17 protein-coding genes and 1 other RNA gene are annotated in these 17,258 nt (G+C 51.0%); 2 read left to right on the top strand and 16 right to left on the bottom strand.

The genetic code is table 11. From position 1 onward, the window contains the following. The first annotated feature begins 57 nt into the window (after positions 1-57). Positions 58-339, top strand: a complete 282-nt coding sequence (locus KQI32_RS05445) for a hypothetical protein (RefSeq protein ID WP_216424234.1) — start codon at positions 58-60, stop codon at positions 337-339. A 90-nt stretch (positions 340-429) separates the two neighbouring features. Here the strand turns inward: KQI32_RS05445 and KQI32_RS05450 are convergent, their stop codons facing one another. The 3 genes from KQI32_RS05450 to rnpB all read right to left on the bottom strand — a co-directional run bounded on the left by KQI32_RS05450 (position 430) and on the right by rnpB (position 4,263). Further along, positions 430-3,000, bottom strand: a complete 2,571-nt coding sequence (locus KQI32_RS05450) for a copper amine oxidase N-terminal domain-containing protein (protein ID WP_216424235.1) — start codon at positions 2,998-3,000, stop codon at positions 430-432. Positions 3,001-3,191: 191 nt separating this feature from the next. Next, on the bottom strand, positions 3,192-3,821 hold the full coding sequence (locus KQI32_RS05455) for a phosphodiester glycosidase family protein (RefSeq protein WP_216424236.1): 630 nt from the start codon (positions 3,819-3,821) through the stop codon (positions 3,192-3,194). Between the two features lie 108 nt (positions 3,822-3,929). Beyond that, an RNA gene (gene rnpB, locus KQI32_RS05460) (RNase P RNA component class A) lies at positions 3,930-4,263 on the bottom strand. A 638-nt stretch (positions 4,264-4,901) separates the two neighbouring features. Here rnpB and KQI32_RS05465 point away from each other — a divergent pair. Beyond that, positions 4,902-6,467: a polysaccharide biosynthesis protein gene (locus KQI32_RS05465; protein ID WP_216424237.1), complete on the top strand. Its 1,566-nt coding sequence runs from the start codon at positions 4,902-4,904 to the stop codon at positions 6,465-6,467. A 191-nt stretch (positions 6,468-6,658) separates the two neighbouring features. Here the strand turns inward: KQI32_RS05465 and KQI32_RS05470 are convergent, their stop codons facing one another. From KQI32_RS05470 to KQI32_RS05530, 13 genes are all read right to left on the bottom strand, one after another. Further along, entirely contained in the window at positions 6,659-7,123 is a 465-nt protein-coding gene (locus tag KQI32_RS05470; RefSeq protein ID WP_216424238.1) for a hypothetical protein, read from the bottom strand. A 139-nt stretch (positions 7,124-7,262) separates the two neighbouring features. Beyond that, the gene (locus KQI32_RS05475) at positions 7,263-7,769 is read right to left on the bottom strand and encodes a hypothetical protein (protein ID WP_216424239.1); all 507 of its coding nucleotides are present in this window, start codon (positions 7,767-7,769) and stop codon (positions 7,263-7,265) included. A gap of 59 nt (positions 7,770-7,828) precedes the next feature. Beyond that, positions 7,829-8,101 (bottom strand): DUF6809 family protein, encoded by a 273-nt coding sequence (locus tag KQI32_RS05480; RefSeq protein WP_216424240.1) that lies wholly within the window; start codon positions 8,099-8,101, stop codon positions 7,829-7,831. A 143-nt stretch (positions 8,102-8,244) separates the two neighbouring features. Next, the gene (locus KQI32_RS05485; RefSeq protein WP_216424263.1) at positions 8,245-8,415 is read right to left on the bottom strand and encodes a hypothetical protein; all 171 of its coding nucleotides are present in this window, start codon (positions 8,413-8,415) and stop codon (positions 8,245-8,247) included. Positions 8,416-8,600: 185 nt separating this feature from the next. Beyond that, positions 8,601-9,263 carry a V-type ATP synthase subunit D gene (locus KQI32_RS05490; protein ID WP_216424241.1) on the bottom strand — a complete coding sequence of 221 codons (663 nt, stop codon included), beginning with the start codon at positions 9,261-9,263 and terminating at the stop codon, positions 8,601-8,603. Positions 9,264-9,273: 10 nt separating this feature from the next. Further along, the gene (locus KQI32_RS05495; protein WP_177691464.1) at positions 9,274-10,650 is read right to left on the bottom strand and encodes a V-type ATP synthase subunit B; all 1,377 of its coding nucleotides are present in this window, start codon (positions 10,648-10,650) and stop codon (positions 9,274-9,276) included. Between the two features lie 3 nt (positions 10,651-10,653). Beyond that, positions 10,654-12,417 (bottom strand): V-type ATP synthase subunit A, encoded by a 1,764-nt coding sequence (locus KQI32_RS05500; protein ID WP_216424242.1) that lies wholly within the window; start codon positions 12,415-12,417, stop codon positions 10,654-10,656. Between the two features lie 40 nt (positions 12,418-12,457). Further along, positions 12,458-12,781: a V-type ATP synthase subunit F gene (locus KQI32_RS05505; RefSeq protein ID WP_216424243.1), complete on the bottom strand. Its 324-nt coding sequence runs from the start codon at positions 12,779-12,781 to the stop codon at positions 12,458-12,460. Further along, positions 12,774-13,778, bottom strand: a complete 1,005-nt coding sequence (locus tag KQI32_RS05510; protein ID WP_216424244.1) for a V-type ATPase subunit — start codon at positions 13,776-13,778, stop codon at positions 12,774-12,776. Before KQI32_RS05510 ends, KQI32_RS05505 begins: the two co-directional genes overlap by 8 nt. A gap of 15 nt (positions 13,779-13,793) precedes the next feature. Then, positions 13,794-14,366 (bottom strand): V-type ATP synthase subunit E, encoded by a 573-nt coding sequence (locus KQI32_RS05515; RefSeq protein WP_216424245.1) that lies wholly within the window; start codon positions 14,364-14,366, stop codon positions 13,794-13,796. Between the two features lie 24 nt (positions 14,367-14,390). Then, positions 14,391-14,885: a V-type ATP synthase subunit K gene (locus tag KQI32_RS05520; protein WP_177691459.1), complete on the bottom strand. Its 495-nt coding sequence runs from the start codon at positions 14,883-14,885 to the stop codon at positions 14,391-14,393. Between the two features lie 20 nt (positions 14,886-14,905). Next, positions 14,906-16,870, bottom strand: coding sequence for a V-type ATP synthase subunit I (locus KQI32_RS05525; RefSeq protein ID WP_216424246.1), 1,965 nt, complete (start codon positions 16,868-16,870; stop codon positions 14,906-14,908). An 8-nt stretch (positions 16,871-16,878) separates the two neighbouring features. After that, positions 16,879-17,193 (bottom strand): hypothetical protein, encoded by a 315-nt coding sequence (locus KQI32_RS05530; RefSeq protein ID WP_216424247.1) that lies wholly within the window; start codon positions 17,191-17,193, stop codon positions 16,879-16,881. Positions 17,194-17,258 lie beyond the last annotated feature (65 nt).

The raw sequence follows: 17,258 nt of genomic DNA on the forward strand, positions 1-17,258 counted from the left end.
TTTGTATCCGCATTTTGCAAGGGGCTGTGATAAAATAACCGAAAGGATTTGATTTTTATGATCATCAGACAGCTCAAACCAAACGATTTCAAGTTTATCTTGAAACAGCTTATCGAGAAAGCACAGCAAAATCCGCTGGACGCCAGCTTCAATGTAAACATGACGGTAAACAGCACGGAGTACTGTATAAAAATCCAGCCGGAGGGCTGCAATAAACTGGCCGTTCTTCAAGCATATCAGATCGAGCGGGACGAGTACGGCCACCTGCACGAGCTCATCACCGACAACAATATCCTCTCCGCCCTGCTGGAGCTTCTGCTGCGGCAGAGGATGTATTGATTTTTCCCGCAAAAAGCGCCTGCAGCCAGTTTTCCATCTGGCCGCAGGCGCTTCTTTATCCTGAAAATTTATCAGCTATTTTCGTTCGTACTAATTATTGACAATATCTGTTGTGGTACAAAACCAAAGATATCTCAAAAGCTCTTCAGGCAATGTGTCCCCCTTCTGCGGCAATTTTGCCTCATCCCTGTTGATGACAATCAAACCCCTGTCATCCCAGAACACCTTTTGTCCCAAAGCCTCCGCCAGTGCGCGAAGGGGAAGCAAGGTGCGGTCATTCAAGGTCTGAGCCGCTACATCCAAGGTGATTTCCTGATCATTGACCATCATTTTGTCACTTCCAATCACGATGACAACCTTGGTGTCCGGCAGTGTCAGAGTAACGTTCTGGGTTTCCTCGTTCCATTCCACCTCAGCGTTCAGGCTTTCCGCGATGAAACGGACGGGAAGCAGAGTGCGGTCATCCACGGTTATGGCCTTGACTTCCGGATTCTGCGGATCAATCATGACCGTTTTTCCGTTAGCGATAGCATAAGCATTGTCAATCATAAGCACCAGGGAATCGCCAATTCTTTCATAAAGTTCCCGAATCTGTGCCTCCGTCAGCGGCTCCATGCTGTTGGCAATCCGAAAGATTTCCGTTCCGGACGTGTAATAAATATTGTCCTGACTGTCGAGTGTCAGCGTACCGGTGGTATTGTTCATATCGCTTGACAGATCGATACATTCCATGGTCTCGGTATCAATCACATTGATCCGGCTGCACTGGGTGGTGTAGAGCAGCCCGTCGCTTCCGAATTTTAAATACACGGGACGCCACTGATGACCGGTTCCCCATTTTGTAGGGCCGACGGTCAAGGTTTTTTCCATCTCGTATGTCTCGGGGTTCATCGCGAACAGCAGCCCATTGCAGGCGCCCCAGACAAGACCGTCAGGTCCAATCTCCAAATCGCCGATAAAGCGGACAGGCGTAGGCATATCCGACGGAAATTCCGGAACCCACTCCCTGATCACCTTTTCCTGTGCAGGGTCAAATACAAACATCTTAGCCGATGCCTCGGTCGGGTCAATGCCCAACCCGCCGGAGATGGAGGTGGAGCCGTAAATCAGGCCGTCCTTGTAAGTGAGCCCCACAACGCTTTGATTCTTCACCACGTTCCGGTAAGTTTTGTGCTCGCCGATCGCCTCGTCGGTGATAATCAAGGCGCCGCCCAAAATATTGTATTCCGGGATCGTCCCGGAAAGAATCTTTCCGTCATAAGCTTTCATAGCAAAAGGCCTTTGCTGTTCCTCCCCGATTTTAAACAGCATTTTGGGATTGACATCCTTGACAACCTCTTCGCTCAAGTCAAACCGATCGATCTTCCCATCCGGATAGATTCCCGAATACAGATTTCCATTGGATATCACCATGCCCTCCGGCTGACCCATGGGAAAATAACGGGTATACTTGCCGGACGCGATATCGTACTCTGCTCCCTGGGAGGCCATATAGCCGCCGGCATAAAGCCGGTCGGTCTCCTTGTCGCAGATGATATTCTGCAAACCGATGCCGGTGCCCTTCGTACGGACGTCCTCCATTTTGGAGGCGACCCCCGTCTCCAGGTTCATCACCATGGGGCAGCCGCTGTAATCGGCGGTCACAAGGCATTTCTGCCCATTTAACGTGGCGCCGTAAACGCCCCGCATGGAATAGCTTGCCTTCATCTGTGTCTGTTCTGCCTTCCCGGTTTTCAGATCGAATTTCTGAAGATATCCGTTGGCATTATAATAAACAAATCCGTCCACCTCATGGGAAGCATATAACTGGGACAGGCCGGTCTGTGTGCCGACAAACTCCCCCTTGTCCAAATCATAGATCAAAAGCGTCCAGCCGGGCGTTTCAAATTTTCCGGTTATGCTGGCAAACAGATAGTGATCCACGACAATGGAACAATAGACGGATTCCGGTTTGACTGTCTTTCCGTCCACCTGGGGAAACGGAATCTCTTTGCGCTGTTTTGTGCTTAGATCAAACTCGATCAGCTTGGCCTCAACAGCGTTTGTTCCGGCATAGAGCTTTCCGTTATAGTAATTCAAAGCCTTACAGTACTGATGACCGGGGTAAGCTTCCCCCAGATTCTCATATTTTTTTGCCGCAGCATCGTATTTCACCATCAAACCGCTGGGATAGGTTCCAAAATAAATATTGTCCTTTTCATCCGCGGACAGGTTGTATACCGCTTTTTCCGAGAATACAGCGCCCAGATCGGCGACTTCCTTTGTCTCGGGGGAATAGCGGTAAATGTGCGCCGCGCTTCCGCAGCCCGCTATGTAGACGTTTCCTTTGGAATCCACCAGATGGGACCAGCTGGAATCGACCTTGTCCAGTGAAAAATAACGCTCCACCTTTCTGTCGTCCAGGTTTACCACATTAAAGGTCGCCGGTGTGCCGGACGAGGTGGTGTACAGCATGTTTTTTCCATCCTCTTGCGCAACCGCCCCGTCCAGGTTGATGGACTGCTCCAGGGGCGTACCGAGAGAGACCGCCTCCCCAAAGCTTCTGCTGTTTAACCGCTCCGACTGGTAAGCACCCTCCGCGCTGACCGAAAAGCCCCCCAACAATCCGGCGGTCATTGCGCTGACTGTAAGAATTCCAATGATTTTTTTCACATTCCTCATAAAATTGCTCCTTCCGCATTTTTGAGACTCCGGCAGAATTGTGCATATTCTACAGAATCCTATGGATATTATACTATTTTATTTGTCTGATGTAAATGTTTTTTCTTGTGAGGCATCCCTCTTTCTTTTGCAATTTTTGAAAAAGAAGAGGCTGCGGCAAACGCAGTTTGCCGCAGCTCTTTATTCAAGATTTATCCATGCCACATTCCAACGTTGTTGATTCTGCGGTTTCCGTCGGTGGCCTTCAGGGTGCGGTCATTGTGCAGGATATAGCTTCCGCCGCCATCCAGCTTGACTGCATTGCGGATACCCAAAGCCAGCAGAATCCATGCCATCTGACTATATTCGCACCGGGCGCCGACATACACCAAATCGCTTTCCCGGATTCCCAGGAAGCCATGCCAGGTGTAATACAGCTCATTGCCCTCATAACCCTCTCTTTTGATGTCTTCCATGGAGATTTGCCTTCCATCGATGACAATGGGAATGCCGGAAATCGCCGTTTTGAAATTTTTATTTTCCAGCGTATTGGTCTTCTCGAAACCAAATTCCCCGTCATTCTTCACATATAAGGTGGTCAGTGCTTTTCCCGCCACGTTAATCCAGCTGGGATTGTCCTTGGATTGCGCATAGATTATCCCGCTGTCCATCAGATTGCCGACCGGGATCGTCCCCTCCTCGGTTTGAGCGAAAAAGCCGGCGTTGAAATAATTTGCAACCTCCACATCCTGTTTGGGCTTGTTGCAGACATATATCCCAAAATAGGGCGGATAAATTTCCTGGACATAGATATCGCTGAGTTTCTGTACCGTTAAAGGCATATCATTTTCCTCCTTTCCTCTGCCCTTTATTGTATGCGGACTTTTTGCCGGTGTCCCACTTGATTTTTTGGCAACAAAAAACGGCAGGCCGGGAGCCTGCCGTTTTGGTGGGCGAGCAAATCGTAAGCCGAGTTCTGTCGTGGGTAATCATCTATCTGGGACGCACATCGCTGCGCGCCTCAAGCCGCCACCCGGGAGATTGTCGGGCCAACTTAATTCTCCGCTTTCGGCGTTGCTCCAGGTGGGGTTTACACCATCCCTTAGTTACCTAAGGGATCCGTGAGCTCTTACCTCACATTTTCACCCTTACCATAAAATATGGCGGTTCTTTTCTGTTGCACTTTCCTTAAAGTTACCTTCACCAGACGTTATCTGGCACCCTGCCCTGTGGAGCTCGGACTTTCCTCACCTTTTAAAAAGGCGCGATTACCTGATTTACTCTGCTTTTATTTTAACATGAAAAAACGGTCTGAGTCAACAAAAAAGTTTTTCCTTGGCCAGCAGAAAATATGCATTCTCAATACATAAAAGCAAACAAGCCCTCTTTCAAGAACTTGTTTGCCTCTTATGTATTTCCGGAAAATTTAATCATTCATTTTAAAAACAGATTTTAGAATTTTCCCGATAAACTTCGGCACCTTCAGTACTACAATTTTCATCTTTACTCTCCCTCCTAAAAACGTGTTAGAATAATGAAACCCAGATAAATGAGAAGCACAGTCAGTATAAATAGGATGAATTTGACAGGCAAGATAAGCGTCAATAATAGCGCGGCGCCCAATATGAAAAGAAACTGGACGATATTGCCGTTGTGAAAGCACCTCATATAACCCCGCCTAACTTTTTGTCTTTCACTACCAGTATATTGGAAACCTGCAATTTGGTGATTGTATTTCTCTTTCAGACATCTAATATTTTTCTCTTTTTTGCGTTTTGCAAAGAATGCCGCTAATATTCTCCACGCTTCTCTCATAATTATAGAAAAGTGTTAAAATAATTTAATCATTCGAGTGAATAGATTTTCTATATTATGAAAAGCACGGGAGACACCTCTCATGCTTCGGATGGGAGGATCGGAGAATGATCAGCAAGAAAGCCGTCTTTTACAGCGCAATGGTATTGACTTTTTCCAATACCCTGCTTCAGATACTTGGATTCATATACCGCATTATCATCAGCCGGATGGCGGGTGCGGAGGGAATGGGCGTCTATCAGCTCATCTTCCCCTATTATAACATTATCATGGGGATCGCTGTATCGGGGCTTACCACGGCAATCAGCCGTCTCTCCGCGGAAAAGCACGCTCTTCTGGGAGATAACGGAGTGCGGCGGCTGGTTTTTCTGTCCATGAAAGTGTTTCTGGCATTCTACCTGTGCATTTTTGTGTTCACCTATACCTGCTCGGACTGGATCGCCGGCGATCTTTTGGGGGATATCCGCACAAAATGGGGGGTTCTCCTGCTTTTACCCTGCCTGTTCTTCACCGGCTTCGAGAACATTTTCAAGGCCTCCTTTTACGGAACAAACCGTGTGATTCCCCCATCGGTGTCCGAGCTTCTGGAACAGACGGTACGAATCATCGCGGTAGCCCTTTTTCTGTATGCGGTTTCCTCTCAGGATCCCTCCGTCACCACTGCTCTGATTGTGGCGGGTATGATCGTCAGCGAGCTGTTCAGCAGCGGGATTCTTACCTTTTTCTTTCAAAAATACATCAAAAAACAGCCCTCCAGCCAAAAAGTTAAGGGCCTGCTCCGCGACATTTTCTCCATCGCCGTCCCCTTGTCGGCCGGAGGACTTATCATCAATTTTCTCTCCTCGGTCAACAAGATCATCATTCCACAGCGGCTGATGCTGTTGGGGCTTGGACAGAAGGAGGCTTTGGAATCCTTCGGCATCCTGTTCGGCATGACGCTGCCGCTTCTGATGATGCCCTCGGTGTTTATCGCCTCCCTGTCCACCACCATCATGCCCCGCATCTCCAAAAGCCTTGCCCTGCGGAACTACGGCGATGTGCAGCGCAAAATCACCAAGACGATTCATGTGACCAGCCTGCTTGTGATGCCCATCATCGCCATCATGATCCCTCTGGGGGACACTCTTTGCGGGCTTCTGTACCGCCAGCCCCTTGCGGCACGACATATTGTCCCTCTGGGTATCTCGGTCATTTTCATGTTCTATGAGATGATCTCCATGTCCATCTTAAACGGTGTGGGATTACAGCGCAGAGGCACCGTCAACATGGTAGCCGGTTCGATTGCCGAACTGATTCTGACCTATGTGCTGGTCGCCAGATACGGGATGAATGGATACATGGTCGCCTTCTTTGCCAGCACTGTCATCACTGCCTTTCTCAGCATGCGGGATCTGGTCAAAAAGGTTTCCCTGAGGATCGAGTTCCGGCTTTGGTTCCTGCACCCTCTGCTCTCCTCCCTGGTGACCGGACTGTTCGTCAACGCGGCGCACGAGTATATCCTCCGGCGCTATATGGACCCCTACACCGCCCTAATCTGTTCCCTCCTCTTCGGATTTGTCATCTATGCCTCTATCCTGAAACTGCAGGGTATCAATATTCTGCGCTATCTGCGCACTCTTGTGCCCATAAAGGAGCGGCAAAACAGCTTTCTTTACACCTTCGGAAGGAAATAGCCTTCTTTCCGCTGTGCAACCCTCTTTTCTTTATGGACAAATATAGTTCTTGTCACTGCCTTATGTGCTTCAATACAAACATTCTTTCCACATCGAAGTCTTTTTCTGTTGCCAGCGGGCGAGCTGCGTTCGCCCGCTGCAATCTGCAGAAAAACAGGAGCGCAATATATCCGCGCTCCTGTTTCCTCAAATCAATTATTTTCCGTCTGTGTGCTATCCTGCCCTTTTTGGAAACCTGCCTTTTCATCCGGTGAGCCGGCATGTCTGCCGCGTCCGCCCTTCCCGTTTTGAATCCGGTCCGCTTCCTCCTGGGTCATTTCGCCGGAGGCAACCTTTTCATCCAGCTCCGCCTTTTTCTCTTTCATTCGCTGTTCCATCTTCTGCTGCCGTTCCTCAAAGGCGGCGCTCTTCTCATCCGCCTCGGCCTGGGTTAACTCTCCCGCGGCAACCTTTTCGGTTAAGGACGCTTTATATTCGTCCAGAGACATGTGCTGTGTCCGTTCGCCTTTTTGGCCGATATCACATTCGATCTCCGTGCCGCAATTGGGACAAGTGACCGTGGGCTTGGAAAATGCGCCTGCCAGCGCTGTGGCGGTGGCGGCCGTCGCAAGAATGCTGACAGCGGCGATAACCGCAATGGCTTTTGACTTCTGCATCGGAAACATTCCTTTCGCAGACTGTATTTGGAAGAAATCTTTTCTTCCTGTCTGCATCCTTATCCTATCCCATTTATGTGAAAAAACGGTGACAAAAATATGAATTTTTGCGCAAATCAAAAAAAGAGTCTTATTGTTTTCATGGAAAAACAGAAATTTTGTTTTGTCCAGAATTTATCACTGTATCCGCCTCCCTCCGCTCTATTGTTCCGTCCAGATAGTGGATTTCCTGCCGGATACGGCTTTTCCACTCCTGCTGTCCCGCCGTCTCAAGGCTTACGTCAACCGAATAAGTCATCACATGCCACCAATTGGTGTTAAAGTGCCCGAACTCAATTTCTATGTCCGGCAATCCTTCTTGTTCTCCCAGATGAAAAGTGAATGCATTCATTCCGTATACGCCCCTTTTGAACCGGAAAACCCCATCGTTCAAAACCGTTTCTTCAATCCGGTCTCCGCTCTCATGAAGAAAAGAAATCCCTGTGCCGTCCAGATTCAGCGCTTCTTCATCCAGTTTAACCGCAATGGTTCCCGCATTATGATACCGTGCAATACGCTGGGGAAGTTCCGGCAAATAGCCTCTTAAGCCAAGGACAGCCCCCGCCAAACCTATCAAAATAAGAACCGCTGCGATCGCTTTTTTCATTTCTCTTTCCTCCACTTCATTGTTCGGAATCTAAATTTTTATTTATGAGAATGAATTTTTTATTCAGCTTTTTCTATCATTGTCGCCAGCAGAATCTGTATGCCCAGACGGAAGCCCTGCGCAAAAGCGGAGGTCAGTTCTTCCACCGTGATCTGGCATCTTGCGTTTGTATATTCCGCATAGAGCTGTTCCTGTTTTTCATCCAGACTGCTCTCAAAATCCTGTCCTATCTTAATGGATTTCTCAACCGCTTCCTTATATTCTACGCTGGCCGGATGAAGCTGTTCAAAGGGCAGAACTTTCCCGAAAAATAATTCTCTTAAAATGTTCATTTGATCATCTTCCTTTCTTTTTTGTGCACAAACTGCTTGAAAGAAAGGGATACATAAGGTATAATATTTCATGTACCTCTGCTTTTGCAGTTGGTGCAGTGGGAAGTTCGGACTTGCTTTGCCGAGGAAGCCGGACTTCCTTTTCATTTGTTTTTGAGGCCGTCAATCGCATCCCTTATTCCATCCGCTCTGCCTATCTGTTTTTTCTCACAGTAGTCGTCTAGTGTTTGTAAGCTTTCATCGCTTACTCTGACAGTCAGTTTGTTGGGTTTCGGATTATCGGTTGGTCTCCCCATTTTTGGTTTGTCGCTCAAATAGCCACCTCCTTTTGTCGACAAAACTATTATAAACCATATGTCGACAAAAGTCAATGTTTATTCTGATTTATTAATAAAATTAAGTTATCGTATAAAAGCATTTATTTATTCTTGCTTTTAAGCACACCATATAATTTTCAAAACGGCACCGATTTTTCAACCGGTACCGTCTTGTTATTTCTTTATTCTGATTGCCGATGCTTCGCCTCGAACTGCTCTTTGAGCATCATATCCTTGACCTTCATCAAACGGGTTAAATTTCCCCGCTCGTTCTCGTCGAGCTTCATGGTGATGCTCTTGATGGTCTCGGTCAGCTGGGGAATCATGACATACTCCAGCGAGTTGACTCTTCTTCTGGTTTTCTCGATCTCGGAGGCGAGAAGCTCCACCGTTTTTTCCATCTCGGACAGGCGCAGAAGCTCCTGAAAGATGGAACTCAGGGACAGAATGCTGTCGTCCAGCTGGGCGGAGGTGTCCAGAAATCCATAGGGGAACACCGAATCGGACCGCTTATGGGTTTCAAAGGAGAAGGAGGGGACGTTGACGCTCATGATGTTTCGGGTGTCCACCGTCAGGCGGATGGTCTGATTGCCCAGCACCAGGGCGGTCTCCATGCTCTCCTCGCTCATCAAAGCCTTTGCCACCGAAAAGTTTTTATAGTATTCCGCCATCTTTTCCTCGACGGCTTCCCGCAGGGTTTTGCACTCCCGCACGATATCCAGAAACTGCTTCATCAGCTCGTCGCGCTTATCCTTGAGCAATTTATGTCCCCGGGTCGCCACCGCCAGCCGTTTTTTCAGGCGGCTCAGCTCCATGCGGGTGGGGTTTACGTTCATCACTGCCATACGGTATCACCTAATCCTTTTTGGGCAGGTATTTGTCCAGATATTCGTCCTTGATCCGCTTCAGTTCGGAGCGGGGCAGGATGGACAGCAGTTCCCAGCCCAGATTCAGGGTTTCCTCGATGGTGCGGTCGGTGTGGAAGCCCTGGGACACGTACTTTTCCTCGAACTGCTCGGCAAACTTGGCGTACAGCAGGTCGATCTCGGTCAAAGCCGCCTCCCCCAGAATGGTCATCAGCTCTTTTGCCTCCTTGCCGCGGGCATAGGCGGCGAACAGCTGGTTCATGGTGTTGGCGTGATCCTCACGGGTCTTGCCCGCGCCGATCCCCTTGTCCTTCAGACGGGACAGGGAGGGCAGCACGTCGATGGGCGGCATGACATTCTTCCGGTACAGCTCACGGGACAGGATGATCTGCCCCTCGGTGATATATCCGGTCAGGTCGGGAATCGGATGGGTTTTGTCATCCTCCGGCATGGTCAGGATCGGAATCAGGGTGATGGAGCCGTCGGAGTACAAATTCCGCCCCGCGCGCTCATAGATGGTCGCCAGGTCGGTGTACATATAGCCGGGGTAGCCGCGGCGTCCGGGCACCTCTTTCCGGGCGGCGGACACTTCACGCAGCGCTTCGGCATAGTTGGTGATATCGGTGATGATAACCAGAACGTGCATGTTTTCCTTAAAGGCCAGATACTCCGCCGCGGTCAGCGCCATACGCGGTGTCGCGATACGCTCAATGGCGGGGTCGTTGGCCAGGTTCAGGAACATGACGGTACGCTCGATGGCGCCGGTTTCCTTAAAGTCGTTGACAAAGAAGTTGGCTTCCTCAAAGGTGATACCTACAGCGGCAAACACAACCGCAAAGTTGGAATCCGCATTGAGCACCTTGGCCTGCCGCGCAATCTGCGCCGCCAGCTGGGCGTGGGGCAGACCGGATCCCGAGAAGATCGGAAGCTTCTGTCCTCTTACCAGGGTATTCAGTCCGTCGATGGCGGAAACCCCGGTCTGAATGAACTCGGAAGGATAGTTCCGCGCCGCCGGATTCATGGGAAGGCCGTTGATATCCATGGTGTCCACCGGAATGATCTCCGGTCCGTTGTCGATGGGGTGACCCATGCCATCGAACACCCTGCCCAGCATATCGCCGGACACGGGCAGTTCAATGCTCTTGCCCTTGAAGCGCACCTTGGAGCTTGCCAGATTGATGCCGGCGGAGCTTTCAAACAGCTGCACCAGCGCCTTGTCGCCGTCCACCTCCAGCACGCGGCAGTTGCGGACTTCGCCGCTCGGCAGCTCAATCTCGCCAAGCTCGTTGTAGGTGACGTTCTCCACGTTGCGGACCACCATCAGCGGTCCCGCAACCTCCTCTATGGTTTTGTATTCTTTTAACATTTCTTACGCCCTCCCTTTCAGATCTTTGAGCTGTGCGGAAACCTCAGAACGGATAGTTTCATAGGCGGCGGCAAATTCCTTTTCGGGAATGAACTTGGCGCGCCCGATCCGCTCCCGCACAGGGAGGCTGGTCATTTTGTCAATGCTGACGCCGTCGTCGATCAACGGCCTTGCCTGATCCTCGAACCAAAAGATCAGCTGCAGCATTTTGTACTGTTTGTCCATGGAGCAATAGCAGTCCACCTCGTTGAACGCGTCCTGCTGTAAAAAGTCCTCGCGGATGGAACGGGCGGTTTCCAGCGTCAGTCGGTCCGAACTGGAAAGAGCGTCGATTCCCACCAGCTTCACGATCTCGTCCAGCTCCGCTTCCTCCTGCAGAATCCGCATCATGCGGGTGCGCAGTGCCGGGAAGTTGTCGCCGATGTTGTCCTCCTGCCAGGAATGGATATTGTCCAGATACAGCGAGTAGCTGTTCAGCCAGTTGATGGAAGGGAAATGCCGGCGGTATGCCAGCTGGGAATCCAGCCCCCAGAACACCTTCACGATACGCAGGGTCGCCTGGGATACCGGCTCGGAAATATCGCCGCCGGGCGGGGAAACCGCGCCGATCGCGGTGACAGAGCCGGTGCGCTCCTCCCCGCTCTGGGTGACAACCTTTCCCGCGCGCTCATAGAACTGTGCCAGACGGGAGCCCAGATAAGCCGGATAGCCCTCCTCGCCGGGCATTTCCTCCAGCCTTCCGCTCATCTCGCGGAGCGCTTCCGCCCAGCGGGAGGTGGAGTCCGCCATGATGGCAACATTATATCCCATATCGCGGAAGTATTCCGCAATGGTGATTCCGGTGTAGATACACGCCTCACGCGCCGCAACCGGCATATCCGACGTGTTGGCGATAAGCACCGTCCGTTTCATCAGGGATTCGCCGGTTTTCGGGTCTTTCAGCTCGGGGAATTCCCGCAGAACGTCGGTCATCTCGTTTCCGCGCTCGCCGCAGCCGACATAGACCACCACGTCCGCGTTGGCGAATTTCGCCAGCTGATGCTGCACGACCGTCTTCCCGCTTCCGAAGGGGCCCGGGATCGCCGCAACGCCGCCCTCCGCTATCGGAAACACCGTGTCAATGACTCGCTGTCCGGTGATCAGCGGCACATCCAAGGGTAATTTTTCCTTGTAAGGACGCCCGACACGGACCGGCCATTTCTGCAGCATGGTCACGTCCTTGATCTCGCCATCCTCCGTCTTTATACGGCACACGGTGTCGGTGACACGGAAGGAGCCCTCCCGTATCTCGGTGATTTCCCCGGCAATGCCGTGGGGAATCATTACTCGGTGGGTGATGATGACCGTCTCCTGCACCTCGCCGATGATATCGCCGCCGGAAACCTTGTCTCCGGCCTTTTTCAGGGGTTTAAACTCCCATTTTTTATCGTGGTCCAGCGCGGTGACCTCCAGTCCCCGTTTCAGATTGGCGCCCGCCATCTCGCGGATGGTCTCAAGGGGACGCTGAATCCCGTCGTACATGTTGGAGATAAGCCCCGGCCCCAGCTCAACCGACAGGGGAACGCCGGTGGAAATCACTTCCGCGCCGGGCCCGAGCCCCTGGGTTTCCTCATAGACCTGAATGGAGGCTTTATCGCCCCGCATCTCGATGATCTCGCCGATGAGCTTGTCAGAGGAAACCTTCACCACGTCGAACATGTTGGCCTCTTTCATGCCCTCGGCAACCACCAGAGGGCCGGCCACTTTGGTAACTTTTCCTGTAACCATATATCTAAGTATCCTTTCTTTTTCTTTCTGGGTATCCCGCCTAATCCTCTCCGAACAGGATATCCGCGCCCACTGCCTTCTCCACCGCTTTTTTCAGGCGGCCAACCCCGGCGCGGTTTCCTCCGCCGATTCCCGGGATGGGAATAATGGCGGGCGTCACCGTCTCCTGATAGGACGATAGATCCATGTGGACATACAGATCCTCGATGACATAGACAACCGCGCAGTTCTCTTCCAGCAATTCCGAAAGCTTTTCCTCCGCTTCCTCCGCCGTCGCCGCATAGGCAAGGGTCAACCCCAGCGGCAGAAAGCCCATGATGCTCTCCTTATCGCCGATGATTCCGGCTTTTCCTTCTCTATGCATAAGTCAGACGCAACCTTTCTCTGATGGATTGCGGGCTCAGCCCGCTTAAGATGCCGTTCATCACAATCCGCACCGACCGGATTTCATTCTCCATATACTTTGCGTAGACAAAGATGGGCTCCGGTCCGAACATGATGAAGCGCGCCGGTTTCAGCTGCTCGATGAGCAGGTCGTCCATCCCTTTCTCCAAAGCTGTTATGGAACTCTCCTTGAAGAAATCTTCCAGCTGTGCGGACAGCTTTGCTCCGATTTCCGTCGTCAGCAGGAACGCCTTACACTCCTCCGGCGAGGCGGTCAGCTGTGCCTCCAGCCTGTCCAGCCCAATGCTGCCACCCTTCAGAAAAACTTCCCTGAGCTTGGCGGGCTCCTCGCTGATTTTGCGGATTCGAAGCAATGTTTTGATATTGACGCTATCGATCTGCGCTCTCAGATAACGAAGTATAAAAGCGTTTTCAAAAGCCTCCGCATGCTCCAGAATTTCCAGAATACAGGCCTCGTCCAGAATCAGATCGATCCGCTGGGGATCCTGCTTTTCCAAGAACTCGTCCCGTGCGCGGAGGAACGCCCCAAACATCCGTTTGGTGAGCGCCCCCTGCTCCCGTTCCGTCAGGCTTTTTACCAGGGCAGGGACAGGGATTGTGCCCCCCTCCAAAAACAGTTCTCCGTGAATCGGATTGCCTGCCAGCTCCTGCTTCAGAAAAGCCTTGATGTTCTGATAATCGGTATTCAGCAGAAGCAGTTTCAGCAGGTTTTCCTCCTCCACCGCCTCCCGCAAAAATTCAAAAACCCATTGCTGCTGGTCGGCAAGAATTTTGGACGGCTCTTTCTCCTCATAAGAGAAATGCCAGTTGGCGTCCGCAAGCGTCTTGTAAATCTCGTCCAGATGCCTGCTTTCACACATCTTCTCCAGCGTCTGCCGGCTCAGCATATGTTTCTCAAATACCCTGATTTTAGCAATGGTTTTGGAATAGTCGGTATCTTTCAAATGCTTTGCCAATCAAACCACCCTTTCCTATTTGCTAAAAAGGATATCTGCAATCTCTTTTTTGTGATCCTCCAAAACGGATTTTAAAATCTCGTCAAAGGTGCAGTTGATGCTGGTTTCCCCCATATGAAGGAGAAACCCCGCCTCAAAATTTCCCGCCTCCTCGCTCACCTTGAGATGGAAATCCATCCACTTTACCTTCAGTGCGTGGAAGCGTTTTTTATCCCGCTCATTGAACTGAATAACAGCCGCCTGCTGCGGATTGATCCTTTTGACCATTTTCTTTAACAGTTCAAAATATTCTTCCTCTTCCATGCCGGCGATCTTGTCAAGAGCCAGCCGGTAAACATGGTTAATACAGTCCTGTTTCGCCTTCAGAATCTCTTTTTTGCCCTCCAGATCGGCGAGGCTCTGCGTTTTTTTGATGTTCGCCTCCGCGTTTTTGCGGGCAAACTGCAGAATTTCCTCCGCGCCGCGCGCCGCGTCCGCACGGGTATGGGCAAGCAGCTTCTGCTTCTCATCCCCGGCACGCACCAGAATTTCCTCCGCGCGTTCCCGGGCATCGTCCAGAATTCTGGACGTTATCTTCTCAACACTCATGTGTGTTCCTTCCTTTCTGCAATTCTACAGCTGGATGCCAAAGAAGATAATCAGGATCGAAACCAGAAGTGCCAGAACGGCATAGGTCTCCACAATCGCGGCATAGGTGATACCCTTTGCCAGCTCTTCCGGACGTTTCGCGATGATACCGATGGCCGCTGCAGCCACTCTGCCCTGGGAGATCGCGGAGAAATATCCCGCAAACGCGATCGGCAGGGAGGCCGCCAGGAACTGGAAGCCCTGTACCGTTGTCAGCGGAACCGGATTGCCGCCGATCATGCCGGTTTTAAACAGAATCAAAAACGCCGCCACAAAGCCATAGATACCCTGGGTACTGGGCAGAACCTGTAAAAGCAGAGCCTGACCGAATTTTTCCGGTTCCTCCGCTGTCAGGCCGGAAGCCGCTTCACCGACAAGGCCGGTTCCTCTTGAGGAGCCGATACCAGGCATGAATACCGCCAGCGCCGCTCCCAAAATTGCCAGAAATGTGCCGTTCAAAATCATATCGATTATTTCCATTTTGATAACCTCCAATAAATTTATTTGTTTTCTTTTGTAAGCTTGACATATTTTGTTCGGATTTGAAGAGGTGAGAAGGCTCTTCCTCCCCCTTCAAAAAATTTGCCGAAAAATTCAACATACTGTAGTCTTGAGGTGTGTACGTAAGCGCCCAGCAGATTGATCGCCAGATTCAGAGTATGCCCGACCACGAAAATAGCCGCGAACAGAATCCACCCGTACCACGATCTTCCGCCCAGAGAGCCCATGATATTGACCACCATGGCAATAACGCCGGTGGAAAGCCCCAATGCCAGAAGCCTGGAGTAGGAGAGGATATCCGAGAAGTAACCGGTGATATCCATCAGACCGGAGATCCCCTTGAACAGCTTTTTGAACAGGTTTTTCTCCTCCCAGCCGTTGGTCAGAATCAAAGCGGCTACGCCCGCGATGGCAACCCATTTTCCAAGCTCGCCCGCGATACCCGCTCCCAGCAGGGACCCCGCGAGCAGCGCTACAAGGCCGCTGATGATCAAGATCCAGCTGAAATGGGCGATTCCCTCCGCATAAAGCTTTCTTTTGAAGCAGAGATAAACCTTTGCGCCGATTCCCACAAAAATGTGGACAATGCCCAATCCAAAAGAGATCATAAGCAGCGTCATCGGATCGTCCAAAGGATTGAACAGCACGGGGGGAATGTTGAACGCCCCGTTGCTGACCACCGAGATGGTATCGCCGAAATAACCGCCGAACATGATGCCCCAGAACATGGTGGAAAGACCGCCGAAGCCGATCATGGTGAACATTCTTCCCATCATCCCCTCCGGCTTGTACTTCCATACCAGATAGAAGCAAACCAGCGCGGTCAGCAGACCGTATCCCGCGTCGCTGACCATCATCCCGAAGAAAATAAAGTAGAAGGGCGCCATCATCGCGTTGGGATCGATCTCCCTGTAGTTGGGGGTAGAATACATTTCCGTGATGGTTTCATAGGGCTGAACCAGCTTGTTGTTCCGCAGCATGGTGGGAACATCCTCCGTCTCCGGATCCGCCTCACGCACCGCGGCGGAAACCGTAAATTTCTCTTCCAGCTTCTTTTTCACGCCCTCGGCTTTCTCCGAGGGCAGATAGCCGTCCAGAACAAACATATTTTTTGTGGAGAACAGATGTTCCGCCGCGTTCTCCCGGTCAATCCGGTAGCTTAAATAATCGCACAGCAGCTGCAGCTGTTCCTTCCAGCCGGCCTGCTCTTCGATCTCGCTCAGAACGCCCTGCGTCTGTTTTTCGTTTTCCCTGAGCTGTCTTTTGATTTCGCCGGAAACCTCTTGGTAAGTTCCCTTTTGCTTTTCAAACCGTACCCTGTTGAAAGAGTATTTCCGAAGCAATTCCTTGATCTGCCGCTCAATCGCGCGGTGAAAAACCAGATACACGAAATAGCACTCATTGTTCTCAGACAGCGTATCAAAAGAGACCAGCTCCAAGAGATCCAGTTCTTTTTTCAGTTCCTCCAGATCAATCGACCTTAAGAAGGTGCCTGCATAGCTCTTGGTTGTCCGGGTTCCTCTGCTGTCAAAGGCAAAGGGGAGCTTCTCCCAGGGTTTTATGCTTTCCAGCTGATTTTCCAGCTGGTTCTTTTCATTTTTCAGCCTGTTCATCCGGCGGCCCAGCTCATTGATGGCTTCCGCCGCGCCCCTGGCGCTTTTCTCCGCCATCAGTTCCTCGGAAAAGAAACGTTCCTGCACCTGCCGTTTCTGATAAAATAATCCCTTCTTTTTCTGCTCCGGCGCGTATTCCTTTAATATTTCCAGCGCATTTTTGGAGCTTTCACGCATTTCACCATAACGGATACCGCCGCCCTTTGCCTGCTGATATTCCTGCTGTTCTTCCTTGGAAAGGAAGGCGGACGCATCACTGATGTCGGTAACCTCCACACAGCCGAAACGCATCAGCTGCCGAAGCAGCGCTTCCTTCTGCGATGACAGCCCCAGCAGGGTAATTTTACTCATTGGGACAATCATTCTTCACCAACCGCCTTTTTTATCATGTAATCCACCGCCTGCTGATACCCGAGCTGTGCCCTTTTTGCGGTATCTCCGCTCTTTTGTCTGTAAGAGTCCAGACGGTGCTCAAAGCTTTTTTTCGCCTCTTCCTCCCCCTCTTTTAATATGGTTTCCTTCTTTGCCTTTGCCTCATTCAAAATATCAAGTCTCAGCTGCTCCGCTTCCCTGCGGGCGGCCTCCATGACAGATTCCGCTTCCGCCTCCGCCTTTTTGATGATCTCGGAAGCCATTTTTTCAGTCTCCACAACCGACTTTATGATATCCTGCATGCTGTTACCACCACCTTTTCTTTTTAGTATTGTTATATTATAGAAAAATTATAATATCAAAGACT

It is taken from the genome of Acetivibrio sp. MSJd-27 (assembly GCF_018918095.1).
GTDB lineage: Bacteria > Bacillota > Clostridia > UMGS1840 > HGM11507 > HGM11507.

What these genes read in the sequence shown, in the direction of transcription:
- KQI32_RS05445 (WP_216424234.1), top strand. Translation starts at nt 58, where the DNA reads ATGATCATCAGACAGCTCAAACCAAACGATTTCAAGTTTATCTTGAAA.
- KQI32_RS05450 (WP_216424235.1), bottom strand. Translation starts at nt 3,000, where the DNA reads ATGAGGAATGTGAAAAAAATCATTGGAATTCTTACAGTCAGCGCAATG.
- KQI32_RS05455 (WP_216424236.1), bottom strand. Translation starts at nt 3,821, where the DNA reads ATGCCTTTAACGGTACAGAAACTCAGCGATATCTATGTCCAGGAAATT.
- KQI32_RS05465 (WP_216424237.1), top strand. Translation starts at nt 4,902, where the DNA reads ATGATCAGCAAGAAAGCCGTCTTTTACAGCGCAATGGTATTGACTTTT.
- KQI32_RS05470 (WP_216424238.1), bottom strand. Translation starts at nt 7,123, where the DNA reads ATGCAGAAGTCAAAAGCCATTGCGGTTATCGCCGCTGTCAGCATTCTT.
- KQI32_RS05475 (WP_216424239.1), bottom strand. Translation starts at nt 7,769, where the DNA reads ATGAAAAAAGCGATCGCAGCGGTTCTTATTTTGATAGGTTTGGCGGGG.
- KQI32_RS05480 (WP_216424240.1), bottom strand. Translation starts at nt 8,101, where the DNA reads ATGAACATTTTAAGAGAATTATTTTTCGGGAAAGTTCTGCCCTTTGAA.
- KQI32_RS05490 (WP_216424241.1), bottom strand. Translation starts at nt 9,263, where the DNA reads ATGGCAGTGATGAACGTAAACCCCACCCGCATGGAGCTGAGCCGCCTG.
- KQI32_RS05495 (WP_177691464.1), bottom strand. Translation starts at nt 10,650, where the DNA reads ATGTTAAAAGAATACAAAACCATAGAGGAGGTTGCGGGACCGCTGATG.
- KQI32_RS05500 (WP_216424242.1), bottom strand. Translation starts at nt 12,417, where the DNA reads ATGGTTACAGGAAAAGTTACCAAAGTGGCCGGCCCTCTGGTGGTTGCC.
- KQI32_RS05505 (WP_216424243.1), bottom strand. Translation starts at nt 12,781, where the DNA reads ATGCATAGAGAAGGAAAAGCCGGAATCATCGGCGATAAGGAGAGCATC.
- KQI32_RS05515 (WP_216424245.1), bottom strand. Translation starts at nt 14,366, where the DNA reads ATGAGTGTTGAGAAGATAACGTCCAGAATTCTGGACGATGCCCGGGAA.
- KQI32_RS05520 (WP_177691459.1), bottom strand. Translation starts at nt 14,885, where the DNA reads ATGGAAATAATCGATATGATTTTGAACGGCACATTTCTGGCAATTTTG.
- KQI32_RS05525 (WP_216424246.1), bottom strand. Translation starts at nt 16,870, where the DNA reads ATGAGTAAAATTACCCTGCTGGGGCTGTCATCGCAGAAGGAAGCGCTG.
- KQI32_RS05530 (WP_216424247.1), bottom strand. Translation starts at nt 17,193, where the DNA reads ATGCAGGATATCATAAAGTCGGTTGTGGAGACTGAAAAAATGGCTTCC.